At 73.9% G+C, this 12,583-nt stretch carries 8 protein-coding genes; 5 read left to right on the top strand and 3 right to left on the bottom strand.

Features of this window, described 5'->3' with window-relative positions; genetic code table 11:
* Positions 1-322: 322 nt before the first annotated feature.
* Positions 323-2,155: a phosphoenolpyruvate carboxykinase (GTP) gene (locus tag ACI2LW_RS01495; RefSeq protein WP_404729076.1), complete on the bottom strand. Its 1,833-nt coding sequence runs from the start codon at positions 2,153-2,155 to the stop codon at positions 323-325.
* Between the two features lie 290 nt (positions 2,156-2,445).
* On the opposite strand from ACI2LW_RS01495, the gene ACI2LW_RS01500 reads away from it, so the two are divergent.
* The 4 genes from ACI2LW_RS01500 to ACI2LW_RS01515 all read left to right on the top strand — a co-directional run bounded on the left by ACI2LW_RS01500 (position 2,446) and on the right by ACI2LW_RS01515 (position 6,465).
* Positions 2,446-3,159: a hemolysin III family protein gene (locus ACI2LW_RS01500; protein WP_404729077.1), complete on the top strand. Its 714-nt coding sequence runs from the start codon at positions 2,446-2,448 to the stop codon at positions 3,157-3,159.
* Between the two features lie 208 nt (positions 3,160-3,367).
* Complete coding sequence (locus tag ACI2LW_RS01505; protein ID WP_404729078.1) at positions 3,368-5,065, top strand: MFS transporter; 1,698 nt, start codon at positions 3,368-3,370, stop codon at positions 5,063-5,065.
* A gap of 4 nt (positions 5,066-5,069) precedes the next feature.
* Complete coding sequence (locus ACI2LW_RS01510) at positions 5,070-5,699, top strand: TetR/AcrR family transcriptional regulator (RefSeq protein ID WP_404729079.1); 630 nt, start codon at positions 5,070-5,072, stop codon at positions 5,697-5,699.
* Between the two features lie 34 nt (positions 5,700-5,733).
* On the top strand, positions 5,734-6,465 hold the full coding sequence (locus ACI2LW_RS01515) for a Mut7-C RNAse domain-containing protein (RefSeq protein ID WP_404729080.1): 732 nt from the start codon (positions 5,734-5,736) through the stop codon (positions 6,463-6,465).
* A gap of 114 nt (positions 6,466-6,579) precedes the next feature.
* Here the strand turns inward: ACI2LW_RS01515 and ACI2LW_RS01520 are convergent, their stop codons facing one another.
* Positions 6,580-8,625, bottom strand: coding sequence for a thioredoxin domain-containing protein (locus tag ACI2LW_RS01520; RefSeq protein WP_404729081.1), 2,046 nt, complete (start codon positions 8,623-8,625; stop codon positions 6,580-6,582).
* A gap of 395 nt (positions 8,626-9,020) precedes the next feature.
* On the opposite strand from ACI2LW_RS01520, the gene ACI2LW_RS01525 reads away from it, so the two are divergent.
* Complete coding sequence (locus tag ACI2LW_RS01525) at positions 9,021-12,221, top strand: tetratricopeptide repeat protein (protein WP_404729082.1); 3,201 nt, start codon at positions 9,021-9,023, stop codon at positions 12,219-12,221.
* A gap of 114 nt (positions 12,222-12,335) precedes the next feature.
* On the opposite strand, the gene ACI2LW_RS01530 is transcribed toward ACI2LW_RS01525, so the two are convergent.
* Positions 12,336-12,581 (bottom strand): hypothetical protein, encoded by a 246-nt coding sequence (locus ACI2LW_RS01530; protein ID WP_404729083.1) that lies wholly within the window; start codon positions 12,579-12,581, stop codon positions 12,336-12,338.
* Between the last annotated feature and the right edge of the window lie 2 nt (positions 12,582-12,583).

Here is a 12,583-nt window from a genome sequence, read left to right on the forward strand (position 1 = left end):
CCTCGTCCGCAGGGCAGCTCGAACGGCCCCGGTCCGCGTGCACAGCAGCGACGCGCGGACCGGGCGCCTCACACCACGCCGGCTCCCGACGAAAGCCGTGTGACACGGCCGGCCGGCACCCGAGGTGCCGGCCGGCCGTGTCGGTGGCCCGCGTCCCGCCGCTCACACCGCCGGAGAACGCCGAGGAGGCCGGGTGCGCACGCCGTTGTGCGGCACCCGGCCTCCTACGGGTCGATGCCGCGGCCGGCCGGGCGACGTCGCAGGTCAGGGCAATGTCGGGCCGGCCGCGGAACTCGGGGCGGGCCGCACGGGCCCGGCCGGGTCAGCCCAGGCGCTCGACCAGCGCGTGGTACTGGTCCCACAGCTCCTTGGGCGTGTGGTCGCCGAAGGTGTTGAGGTGCTCGGGGATCAGGGCCGCCTCCTCGCGCCACACGTCCTTGTCGACGGTGAGCAGGAAGTCCAGGTCGGAGTCGGACAGGTCCAGGCCGTCGGTGTCCAGGGCGCCCTTGGCCGGCAGGACGCCGATCGGGGTCTCGACGCCCTCGGCCTTGCCCTCCAGCCGCTCCACGATCCACTTCAGGACCCGGCTGTTCTCACCGAAGCCCGGCCAGACGAACCTGCCCTCGTCGTTCTTCCGGAACCAGTTGACGTAGTAGATCCGCGGCAGCTTGGACTGGTCCTTGTCCTTGCCCACCTCGATCCAGTGGCCCATGTAGTCGCCCATGTTGTAGCCGCAGAACGGCAGCATGGCGAACGGGTCGCGGCGCAGCTCGCCGACCTTGCCCTCGGCGGCGGCGGTCTTCTCGGAGGCGACGTTCGCGCCGAGGAAGACGCCGTGGTTCCAGTCGAAGGACTCCGTCACCAGCGGCACCGCGCTGGCCCGGCGGCCGCCGAAGAGGATCGCGGAGATCGGCACGCCCTTGGGGTCCTCCCACTCCGGCGCGATGATCGGGCACTGCGCGGCCGGGGTGGTGAAGCGGGCGTTGGGGTGCGCGGCGGGCGTACCGGACTCGGGCGTCCAGGAGTTGCCCTTCCAGTCGGTGAGGTGGGCGGGGGTCTCCTTGGTCATGCCCTCCCACCACACGTCGTTGTCGTCGGTCAGCGCCACGTTGGTGAAGACGGAGTTGCCCCACAGCGTCTTCATGGCGTTGGCGTTGGTGTGCTCGCCGGTGCCGGGCGCGACGCCGAAGAAGCCGGCCTCGGGGTTGATCGCGTACAGGCGGCCGTCCTCGCCGAACCGCATCCACGCGATGTCGTCGCCGATCGTCTCGACCGTCCAGCCGGAGACCGTCGGCTCCAGCATGGCCAGGTTCGTCTTGCCGCAGGCGCTCGGGAAGGCGGCGGCGACGTACTTGGACTCGCCGGTGGGCGGGGTCAGCTTGAGGATCAGCATGTGCTCCGCCAGCCAGCCCTCGTCACGGGCCATGACGGAGGCGATGCGCAGGGCGTAGCACTTCTTGCCGAGCAGCGCGTTGCCGCCGTAGCCGGAGCCGTACGACCAGATCTCGCGGTCCTCGGGGAAGTGCGAGATGTACTTGGTGGTGTTGCACGGCCAGGGCACGTCCTCCTGGCCCTCCTCCAGCGGGGCGCCGACGGAGTGCACGGCCTTGACGAAGAAGCCGCTGTCGCCGAGTTCGTCCAGCACCGGCTGCCCCATGCGGGTCATGGTGCGCATGGAGACGGCGACATAGGCGGAGTCGGTGATCTCGACGCCGATCGCGGACAGCGGGGAGCCGAGCGGGCCCATGCAGAACGGGACGACGTACATCGTCCGGCCCTTCATCGAGCCGCGGAAGATGCCGCCCTTGCCGTCCTTGCCCCGGAAGATCTCCCGCATCTCGGCGGGCGCCTTCCAGTGGTTGGTCGGACCGGCGTCCTCCTCCTTCTCGGAGCAGATGAACGTCCGGTCCTCGACCCGTGCGACGTCGGACGGGTCGGAGGCCGCGTAGTAGGAGTTGGGGCGCTTGATCGGGTCGAGTTTCCGGAAGGTGCCCTTCTGGACGAGCTCCTCGCACAGTCGCTCGTACTCGGCCTCGGATCCGTCACACCAGACCACGTTGTCCGGCTGCGTCAGTTCGGCGATCTCGTTGACCCACGAGACCAGTTCCTGGTGGGTGGTGGGGATGACGGGGGGAGCCGCGATGTCGCGCGCCACGATCGCTCCTAAATGAGGGATTTTTTGTCTTGTCCGCCCCGTGGGGGCTGCGACCCGGATGCTTCGTAGCCGCTCATCCGGTGCCGACCGCACTCATTTGATCATCCGAGTTTAGTGCGCATCTGTCCAGAGGGCATCACAGGTGAGCGACGTGAGGAACGCCACGGTTTCCGCGATTCTTTGCGCGCACCTGGGACCGGAGAGAAGATCTTTTTGCTCCGTGTGCGATTGACGCCGATCACCCGGTCGCTTTCACACGCGACTTACGGGGGCGTAGGTACCATGCGGCCATGACTGCATCCGCCTCCGACGCGCCGCTGGACACGCCGGTCGCCGACCGCGGTCCGACCGCGCTCTCCCTGCCTCATCCGGTCAAGCCGAAGCTGCGCGGCTGGCTGCATCTGGGCATGTTCCCGGCCGTGCTCGTCGCGGGCCTCGTGCTGACCGCGCTCGCCGACTCCACGCGCGGCCGCATCGCCTGCGGGATCTACGTCCTCACCGCCTGCCTGCTGTTCGGCGTCAGCGCCCTGTACCACCGGGGCAACTGGGGGCCGCGCACGGGCGGTCTGCTGCGCCGGCTCGACCACGCGAACATCTTCCTGATCATCGCGGGGACGTACACACCGCTGACGATGCTGCTCCTGCCGGGGGCGAAGGGCCAGTGGCTGCTGTGGGGCATCTGGGCGGCGGCCGCGGCCGGCATCGTCTTCCGCGTCTTCTGGGTCGGCGCCCCGCGCTGGCTCTACACCCCGTGCTACATCGCGATGGGCTGGGCGGCCGTCTTCTTCCTGCCGGACTTCATGCACGCGGGCGGCATCGTCGTGCTGATCCTGGTGATCACCGGCGGCCTGCTCTACAGCGTGGGCGGCGTCGTCTACGGCATCAAGCGCCCCAACCCCTCACCGCGCTGGTTCGGCTTCCACGAGGTCTTCCACTCCTTCACGCTGGCCGCCTTCGTCGTCCACTACGTCGGCATCTCGCTGGTGGCGTACCAGCACGCGTAGCCCGCCGGCCGGCCCGGCGGCACGCGACCGCCGCCGGCCCGCACGGCCCGCCCCCGCTCCCCTCGGCCCGGCACTCCACCCCGCACCCCGCACCCCGCACCCCGACGGCCACGGCTCACACGAGCCGTGGCCGTTTCGCGTTGCCTCGGCACGCCTGGTGAGCACCACCGATTGACAGTCTCTCTGTTTTGAGAGTTACTTTCATTTCATGGCTACTCTCACGCAGTCCGGGAAGACGGGGCCCGACCCCCGCCGCTGGTGGGCCCTCGGGGCCCTGGTCGCGAGCATGCTGGTGCTCGGGTTCGACATGACGATCCTCAACGTGGCTCTGCCGACCATGGCGGAGCAGCTCGGCGCCAGTACGGGCCGGCAGCAGTGGATGGCGGACGCCTATGTCGTCGTCTTCGCCGCCCTGATGCTCCCGGCCGGACTGCTCGGCGACCGGTTCGGGCGGCGCCTGATGCTCATGACCGGACTCGGCGTCTTCCTGGCCGGGTCCCTGACCGGCGCGCTGGCCGACGACGTCCCGGCCGTGATCGCCGCCCGTGCGGTGATGGGCGTCGGCGGCGCCCTGGTCATGCCGCTCGCCCTGTCCGTGCTGCCCTCCCTGTTCGGGCCCGAGGAGCGCACCAAGGCCGTCGGCGTCATCTCGGCCGCCTCCGCGCTCGGTCTGCCGCTCGGGCCGATCATCGGGGGCTGGCTGCTCGACCACTTCTGGTGGGGCTCGGTCTTCCTGATCAACGTGCCGATGGCCGCCCTGTCCATCGCCGCCTGCGTCTTCCTGCTCCCGGAGACCCGCGACCCGGCCTCCCCCAAGGTGGACGTCCTGTCCACGGCGCTCACCGCGACCGGCCTCGGCGCACTGGTCTACGCGATCATCGAGGCGCCCGACCGCGGCTGGGGTGACCCGCTCGTGGTGGGCGTGTTCGCGGTGGCCGCGGCCCTGCTGGCCGGGCTGGTCGTACGGGAGCGGCGCGAGGCTCGGCCGATGCTCGACATGGCGCTGCTGGGCCGGCGCGGATTCCTGCTCAACACCGGCGCCGCCACCCTGGTGATGTTCGTGCTGTCCGGCCTGATGTTCGTCCTGCCGCCGTACCTCCAGGCCGTCCTCGGGCACGACGCCCTCGGCACCGGTCTGCGGCTGCTGCCCATGATGGGCGGGCTGCTGATCGCGGCGAAGGGCGCGCAGCCGGTCGTCGCCCGGTTCGGTTCACGGGCCGTGGTCACCGCGGGCCTGGTGGTGCTCGCCTTCGCCGCGCTGCTGGGCAGCCGTACGACGGCCGGCTCCGGCTACGGCTTCACCGCGCTGTGGCTGTCCGTGGCGGGCGTCGGCTTCGGCTTCTGCGTCGTACCGGCCATGGACGGGGCGCTGGCCGCGCTGCCCGCCGACCGGGCCGGCAGCGGCTCCGGGCTGATGATGACGCTGCGCCAGGTCGGCGGCGCCATCGGCATCGCACTGCTGGGCAGCCTGCTGGCGGGCGCCTTCCGGGACCGGCTGGACGTCACCGGGCTGCCCGGCGACGCGGCGCACACGGCCGGGGAGTCCGTGGTCGCCGCGCACCTGGTCGCCGCCCGGACCGGCTCGGCGCGCCTGGCGGCCTCCGCCGACGCCTCCTATGTGCACGGCATGGGCCTGGTGCTGCTGGTGTGCGCGGTGGCGGCCCTGGTGGCCGCGCTGCTGGCGGCGGCCTTCCTGCCGAACACCCCGGCCGCGCCGTCGGCCGGTGCGCGCGAGCCCGAGAGCGGGCCGGACAGCGGACCGGGCAACGGTCCGGGCAACGGTCCGGGCAACGGTCCGGAGAACGGGCAGAGCGCCGGGGAGGGCGCCGGGCAGGACAGCGGGCAGGGCGCCGGGCAGGGCGAGGCTCCGGTCATGGTCAGGCCACGGGCGGATGCCGGACAATGACTGCATGACGGCCGCACGCAGCACGCCCCCCGCCGAGCGCCCCGCGCTCGGCCTGAGGGAACGGAAGAAGATCAAGACCCGGGAGGCGATCCGCGCGGCGACGTACGCGCTGATCCAGGAACAGGGGTACGACGCCACCACGATCGAGCAGATCGCCGAGCGCGCCGAGGTCTCGCCGTCGACCGTCTTCCGGTACTTCCCCACCAAGGAGGACATCGTCCTCACCGACGAGTACGACACCACCATGCTCGACGAGCTGCGGATGCGGCCCCCGGACGAGCCGTGGACGGACTCGCTGCGGCACGTGCTGCACCGGGCGCTGGACCTCGGGATGACCGAGGACCCGGAGGTGACCCGGCTGCGGACCCGGCTGGGCGTCGAGGTGCCGGCGGTCCGCTCGCGGATGATGGAGAGCATGTCGGCCACCGGCCGGCTGCTGCGCCAGGCCATCGGCGAGCGCACCGGCCTCGACCCCGACGGCCTGGAGGTGCGGGTCTACGCCATGTCCCTCATCGGCGGCCTGATGGAGGTCTACATGTACTGGGCGGAGCACGGCCACCAGGGCGAGCTGTCGGACCTCGCGGACCGGGCCCTGGACATCCTGGGCCGCGGCCTGCCCACGGCAAAACCCTGAGGCCCCCGCCCCTCCCGCGTGACATCCTGACCGGGTGAACGGTCCTGAGATCCAGGTGGACTTCGCCCCCGGCCTGCACCTGTTCGTCCCGCACACCCGGCGCCGGGGCGCCACCCCGGTGCCCACCGACGGCGTCTCCACCCTCGGCCACGTCGTGGAGTCCCTCGGGGTGCCGCTGACCGAGGTGGGCGCGCTGGTGGTGGACGGCCGCGAGGTACCGGTCTCGCACGTCCCGCGCGCGGCCGAGACCGTACGGGTGCACGCGGTGGACCGCCCCCAGCACGTCCCCGGCGCCCCGCTGCGCTTCCTGCTGGACGTGCACCTCGGCACCCTCGCCCGCCGGCTGCGCCTGCTCGGCGTCGACACGGCGTACGAGTCCACCGACATCGGCGACCCGGCGCTCGCCGCCCGCTCGGCGGCCGAGAAGCGGGTGATGCTCAGCCGCGACCGCGGTCTGCTGCGCCGCCGCGAACTGTGGGCGGGCGCCTACGTCTACAGCACCCGCCCCGAGGAGCAACTGCGCGACGTCCTCGACCGCTTCCGGCCCGAGCTGCGCCCCTGGACCCGCTGCACCGCCTGCAACGGGCTGCTGCGCGAGGCCACCAAGGAGGAGGTCGCCGACCGGCTCGAGCAGGGCACGCACCGCACGTACGACGTCTTCGCCCAGTGCCGCGACTGCGGTCGCGCCTACTGGAAGGGCGCCCACCACGAGAAGCTGGAGGCGATCGTGCGGCACGCCCTCGACGGCTCGGCGGACCGCGGCTGACGGCCCACCCCCACCGCCCGGCGCACCGGGGCCGACCGCCCGCCCCCGACGGCCGGCGGGCCACGGCCGGCCGCGCGTCGGTCGCCGTCCCCGCCGCGGCCGCGGCTGGACGGCTCAGCCGCTCAGCGCCGCGCGCAGCCGCTCGGGGTCGGTCGTCGGGGCGTCGCACGTGAAGTCACGGCACACGTAGGCGGTCGGCGCCCCCTGCACGAGGGGGCGGTCGGTGAGCAGCGGGAACTCGTCGCTGCCCGCGGTGCCGTAGGCGACGACGGCGCCGGGCGCGGTGCCCAGCAGGGCGGTGCGGTGCAGGGTCCTGGCGGCCTCGTCGGTGAGCGACTCGCCCACCACCGCGACCTCGCGCGGGCCGTCCAGCGCGGCCTCGGCGACGGCCAGCCCCCAGCCGATGAAGCGCGGGACGCGCGGCCCGAGCGCCCGCACCACGCCCAGCGCCTTCTCGGCGGCGGTGCGATGGGGCTCGGAACCGGTGTGGGCCGCGTAGGCGAGCAGCGCGCCGGCCGCCGCCGACCAGCCGGAGGGAGCGGCGTTGTCGGTGGGGTCCTGGGGCCGGCGGATGAGGCGCTCGGCGTCGGCGGCCGTGTCGTACAGCGCGCCCGACTCCGGGTCGGTGAACCGGGTGAGCACATGGCCGAGGAGCAGCCCGGCGAAGTCCAGCCAGACGCCCTCGCCGGTGACGGACGCCAGGGCGAGGAAGCCCTCGGCGACATCGGCGTAGTCCTCCAGCACACCCGCGTTGGCGCCGGCGCGGCCGTCCCGGCTGGTGCGGGTCAGCCCGGCGTGCTCGTCCATGTGCAGCCGTACCAGGAGGTCGGCGGCGGCCGTCGCGGCCTCCACCAGGTCGGGGCGGTCGAAGTAGGCGCCGGTCTCGGCGAGCGCGGCGACGGCCAGCCCGTTCCAGGCGGCGACGACCTTGTCGTCCCGGCCCGGGGCGGGCCGCCCGCACCGCGCCTCGAACAGCCTGCGCCGCACCGACTCGATCCGGTCCGCGTCGAACACGACGTCCTGCCGCGGGAGTTGCAGCACGGAGGCGCCCTGTTCGAAGGTGCCCTCCTCGGTCACGCCGAAGTACCGGGCGGCGAGTTCGGCGTCCTGCTCGCCGAGGACCTCCCTGAGCTGGTCCGGAGTCCAGACGTAGTAGGCGCCCTCGGCATGGCGGCCGCCGCCGCCCGGCGTCGCCTCCTCGCTGTCCGCGTCCAGCGCGGAGGCGAAACCGCCCTCGCGCGTGCGCAGTTCACGCACCATGAAGTCGGCGGTCTCCAGCGCGACCCGGCGGGCGAGGGCGGAACCCGTGGCACGCCACAGGTGGGCGTAGACCCGGCACAGCAGGGCGTTGTCGTACAGCATCTTCTCGAAGTGCGGCACCACCCAGTCGCGGTCGACGGAGTAGCGCGCGAAGCCGCCGCCGAGCTGGTCGTAGATGCCGCCGCGGGCCATGCGCTCGCAGGTGTCCCGCGCCATCTCCAGGGCGCCCTCGGAGCCGGTGCGGGCGTGGTGCCGCAGCAGGAACTCGATCACCATGGACGGCGGGAACTTGGGCGCCGCGCCGAATCCGCCGCGCTGCGCGTCGTACTCGCGGGTCAGCCCGAGCAGCGCCTGCGCCAGCTCCTCCTCGCCCGGGGGCCGCGTGCCGCCGAAGTCGATCTCCCGCTGGGCGAGGTCGCGCACGATCTTCCCGGCGACGTCGGCGACCTCCTCCCGGCGGGTCTCCCAGGCGTGCCGGACCCCTTCCAGCACCTGCCGGAAGGAGGGCATGCCGTGCCGGGGCACGGGCGGGAAGTACGTGCCGAAGTAGAACGGCTCGGCCTCGGGCGTCAGGAACACGGTCATCGGCCACCCGCCCTGCCCGGTGGCCGCCTGCACGGCCTCCATGTAGACGGCGTCGACGTCGGGGCGCTCCTCGCGGTCCACCTTGACGCTGACGAAGTGGTCGTTGAGGAAGCCGGCGGTGGCCGGGTCCTCGAAGGACTCGTGCGCCATGACGTGACACCAGTGACAGGCGCTGTAGCCGACGCTCAAGAACACGGGGACGTCGCGCCGCCGGGCTTCTTCGAACGCGCCGGCCTCCCACGGCCACCAGTCGACGGGGTTGTCCGCGTGCTGGAGGAGGTACGGGGACGTGGCCTGGGCAAGTCGATTGGACATACCCCCATCCTTGCGCACCCGCCGACGCCCGCCCATGCGCCACGGGGCAGCGTATGCACCGGGCCGGGCCGAACCGCCGAGCCGTCCTGCTCGCCGTCGCTCAGCGGGCCGGGGCCGGGTCGGCGCGGGTCACGCGCGCACGGCCGGTGTACTCCCGGCGGTCGGTAGCTAGCTAGCGGATCCGCCGGCCCCACCTCCAGCAGTGCGCGCTGCACGGACAGCTCGCCGCGCACGGCACCGCGGCGCGGGCCGCCGTGACCACCACTGCGGCGGCGCCCCGCCGTCCGTGTCCTCGCCGCGGCCCGCACGGCGGTTGATCGTCGCCCTCTCGCGTTCACGCCCGGCCCGAAGGACACTGAGGGGCAACGCCAGTTGCCGCCGGAGGGGGACGGGACATGCGGGACATCCATCGGGCGGAGGCCGAGCGGCTGCTGACCCGGGCCGTGGAGGAGGAGGTCCGGCGCTCGGGCGGCCGGGTGGACGGCGCGGTACTGCTGTCCCGGGCGCGCGGCGCCATGGACACCCTCGCCCGGCCCGCCGCGGAGGAGTACGAGGCCTACGTCCGCGCCCTGGACGAGGCGGCGGCCGGGCAGCTCGGCTTCGCCCAGCGCTACGCGCGCGCCGGTGCGGGAACCTCCCTGCTGGTGGCGGGGGTTGCCGCCGTCGCCGCCGCGGTCGCGGACGTGGCGCTGGGCACGGACGCGGGCACCGCCGTCGGCGCGGGCGTCACCGCGGGGGTCGTCGGCGCGGCGGCCACCGTGGTGAAGGTGACCGCCGCGCACCTTCCCGCGGCCCACCACCGCGCCGGCGCGGCCGGGCAGCCCGGCGGCGTGGAACAGTTGCGCCTGGAGTGGCTGACGGCACTGGAGGTGCGCGGCATCCGCCCGTTCCTGGACCAGCAGCGCCTGCTCAGCGCGGCGGCCGCACCGAAGAAGTCCGCTCCCCTGCTGCGCGGCACGGACAAGAGCGCGGCGGCCCGCCGGCGCAGTGTGCTGGAGCAGTCCTTCGGGCAACTGCCCGATCCGGACGGCGCGTTCGCGGGGCGGCGGCAGGAGCTGGCGCGGATCCGGCAGTGGGTGCAGGCGGCCCGCGCCAGCACCCGGACCCGGCCCACGGTCGTCGTGCTGCACGGGGCGCCCGGCTCCGGGCGCACCACCCTCGCGGTACGGGCGGCGCACGATCTGAGGGACCAGTTCCGCGGCGCGGTCGTGGTGGACCTGCGCGGCGACAGTCCCCAGGAGCCGCCGCTGCCCACCCGGGACGCGCTGCTGCACCTGCTGAACCGGCTGGGCGCGCCCCGCGAGCAGCTGCTGTTCCGCGAGCGTTCCTCCGCCGACCAGCAGCTCAAGCGGCTGGGCGAGCTGTACCACCAGCATCTGAGCGGTCTGCCGGTCACCATCGTGCTGGACGACGCCTCGGACCCCGGCCAGGTGCGCGCCCTGGTGCCCGAGCGGTCCGACAGCCTGGTGCTGGTGACCGCCCGCGAGCCGCTCGAGCTGCCCGCCGACCTGCCGGCCTGGGTGCATCAGCTGCCGGTGGAGGCGCTGGAGCCGGCGGGCGCGGAGGAGCTGCTCGGCGCGGTCGCGCAGGAGCGGTCCGAGCCGTACGACGCGCAGTCGGCGGACCGGATCCGGGAGCTGTGCGGCGGGCTGCCGCTGGCGCTGCGCGTCGCGGGCTCCTCGCTCGGGCCGCGCTCGCCGCGCGCGCTGGCCGCGGACCTGGCGGCGTACGGGCCGGTGGAGCCGGTGGAAAGGGCGCTGTGGCTGCGCTACACCGACCAGTCGGAGCAGGCCCGGCGGCTGCTGCGGCGGCTGGCGCTGGCCGGGCGCGCCTCGCTGGGCACCGCGGCGGCGGCCGCGCTGCTGGCCACGGACGAGGCCGAGGCCGGCCGGCATCTGGTGGCGCTCGCCGGGGCGGGCCTGATCGACCACGTGCGCGGCAACCGGTACCGGATGCACGACCTGGTGCGCGCCTTCGCGGGCGCCCGGCTGCTGGACGAGGAGGACCCCGCCGAGCGCGCGGCGGCGCAGGAACGGCTGATCGTGAACTACGCCGAGCTGGCCGACTCGGTGCTGCGGCTGGTCGACGGCAACAACTCCACCCGCTCCGACCGTTTCAGCCCGCACGGCTTCACCTCGCTGGACGAGGCGCTGCGCTGGCTGGACGACGAGTCGAGCTTCATCACGGCGGCGCTGCGGCACGCCGAGGGCGTCGACCAGGCGGCCGTGCTCAATCTGCTGGGCGCGCTGTGCGACTACTGCCTGCTGCGCGGCGACCTGTACCGGCTGGGTGAGATCAGCGAGCTGACCCAGGCCGTGGACCAGGGGCTGCTGGTGCGGTCGGTGCAGTGGCGCACCGGTATCGCGGCCCGGCAGCTGGGCGAGCTGGACAAGGCGCGTACGACGCTGACGACGGTGGTCGACCTGTACCGGGAGGCGCACCATGACGCGGGCGCCGCCCGCGCCCTGAACTCGCTCGGCATCACCCTGCACCACCAGGGCAATCTCCCGGAGGCGGCGGCCAGGCTGCGGGAGGCCCTGCAGCTGCAGTCGGTGCCCGAGCTGGAGACCGACCGGGCCTGGACGATGCACGCGCTGGCGGCGGTGGAGCGGGACCGGGGCCGTCCGGCGGAGGCCCTGGAGCTGCTGACGGGCTCGCTGGTCCTGCACCGCAAGGGCGGCTCGGTGCACGGCGAGGCGTGGGCGCACTTCCAGCTGGGGCAGCTGGCGCTGCGGATGGGGGACGTGGAGCGCGCGGAGGCCGATCTGCGGCAGGCCCTGGAGCGCTACGGCCGCACCCGGGACGCCCGTGGCGAGGCGTGGGCGCTGACCCAGCTGGCGCGGGCGCGGCTGGTGGCCGGTGACGCCTCGGAGGCGGCCGAGGCGCTGCGCCGGGCGGCGGCGCGGCACCGGGAGAACGAGGACGCGCGCGGCGAGGCGTGGACGCTGTACCACCTGGGCCAGGCGCTGGAGGAGACCGGCGGGCTGGACCCGGCGGTGCGGGAGCTGGAGCGGGCCCGCACGATGTTCTCCCGGATCCGGGACGTGTACGGCCTGGCCTGCGCCCGGCACCACTCGGCGCGGGTCACCCGGGACCAGCGGGCGGCGCAGACGGGGTCGCTGCGCAACTCCGGTTTCGCCCGTCAGCTCCTGGTGGACGCCCGCGCCGACTTCCAGCGGATCGGGGTGGAGCACGGCGAGGCGTGGACCTGCCTGGAGCTGGCCGTGGTGGACGCGGGCAACGCGCGCACCCAGCAGGCGCTCGCCCTGTGCGACGAGGCGCTGGCCCTGTTCGCCTCGTACGGCGACCGCCGCGGCGAGGACTGGGCGCGCTTCCTGCGCTGCACCCTGCTGCCGTACGCGGCCGCCGGCGGGGTGGAGGTGGGCACGGCGGTGGCCCAGGAGGAGCTGGCCCGGCTCGCCCGTGACGGCCACCCGCTGCGGGACGGCAAGCTCGAGGGGTACCTCGGCGCCTACCGGCTGCTGCTGGAACGCGGCGTCCAGCTGGAGGCGGGCTGGCAGGGCTGGCGGCTCGGCATGATCCCGGACCGCCAGGCCCGGGAGGTCATGGGCGTGCCGGTCCCGGCCCGCCAGTAGCCGTCGCCCGTACGCCGGACGCCCGTGGGCCGGGGCGCCCGTGGGCCGGGGCACCTGTGGGCCGGGGCACCTGTGGGCCGGGGCCGGACGGGCCGGCCCCGGCGGGGGTGCCGGTCAGACCTGCCGCGGCCCGGCCTCGGTGGACGCGGGGGTGGTGCCCGCCTCGGGCTCGGGGGGCTCCTTGAAGTCCACCCTGCCCATGTGGCGGTTCATCGACTTCATCAGGGCCCACACGGCCAGGGCCATCGCCGCGAAGACGATGAAGCCGAGCACGCCGGGGGTCACCTTCTTCTGGTCGACCTCCGCGAGAGGGACGAGGTGCGTCATTGCCAGGCTCACGCTTGCGCTCATGTCAGGCATTG

It is taken from the genome of Streptomyces sp. NPDC004065, assembly GCF_044903565.1.
GTDB lineage: Bacteria > Actinomycetota > Actinomycetes > Streptomycetales > Streptomycetaceae > Streptomyces.

Excerpts from the sequence above, each read along its gene's own strand:
- ACI2LW_RS01500 (WP_404729077.1), top strand. The coding sequence starts at position 2,446 with ATGACTGCATCCGCCTCCGACGCGCCGCTGGACACGCCGGTCGCCGAC.
- ACI2LW_RS01505 (WP_404729078.1), top strand. The coding sequence starts at position 3,368 with ATGGCTACTCTCACGCAGTCCGGGAAGACGGGGCCCGACCCCCGCCGC.
- ACI2LW_RS01510 (WP_404729079.1), top strand. The coding sequence starts at position 5,070 with ATGACGGCCGCACGCAGCACGCCCCCCGCCGAGCGCCCCGCGCTCGGC.
- ACI2LW_RS01520 (WP_404729081.1), bottom strand. The coding sequence starts at position 8,625 with ATGTCCAATCGACTTGCCCAGGCCACGTCCCCGTACCTCCTCCAGCAC.
- ACI2LW_RS01525 (WP_404729082.1), top strand. The coding sequence starts at position 9,021 with ATGCGGGACATCCATCGGGCGGAGGCCGAGCGGCTGCTGACCCGGGCC.
- ACI2LW_RS01530 (WP_404729083.1), bottom strand. The coding sequence starts at position 12,581 with ATGCCTGACATGAGCGCAAGCGTGAGCCTGGCAATGACGCACCTCGTC.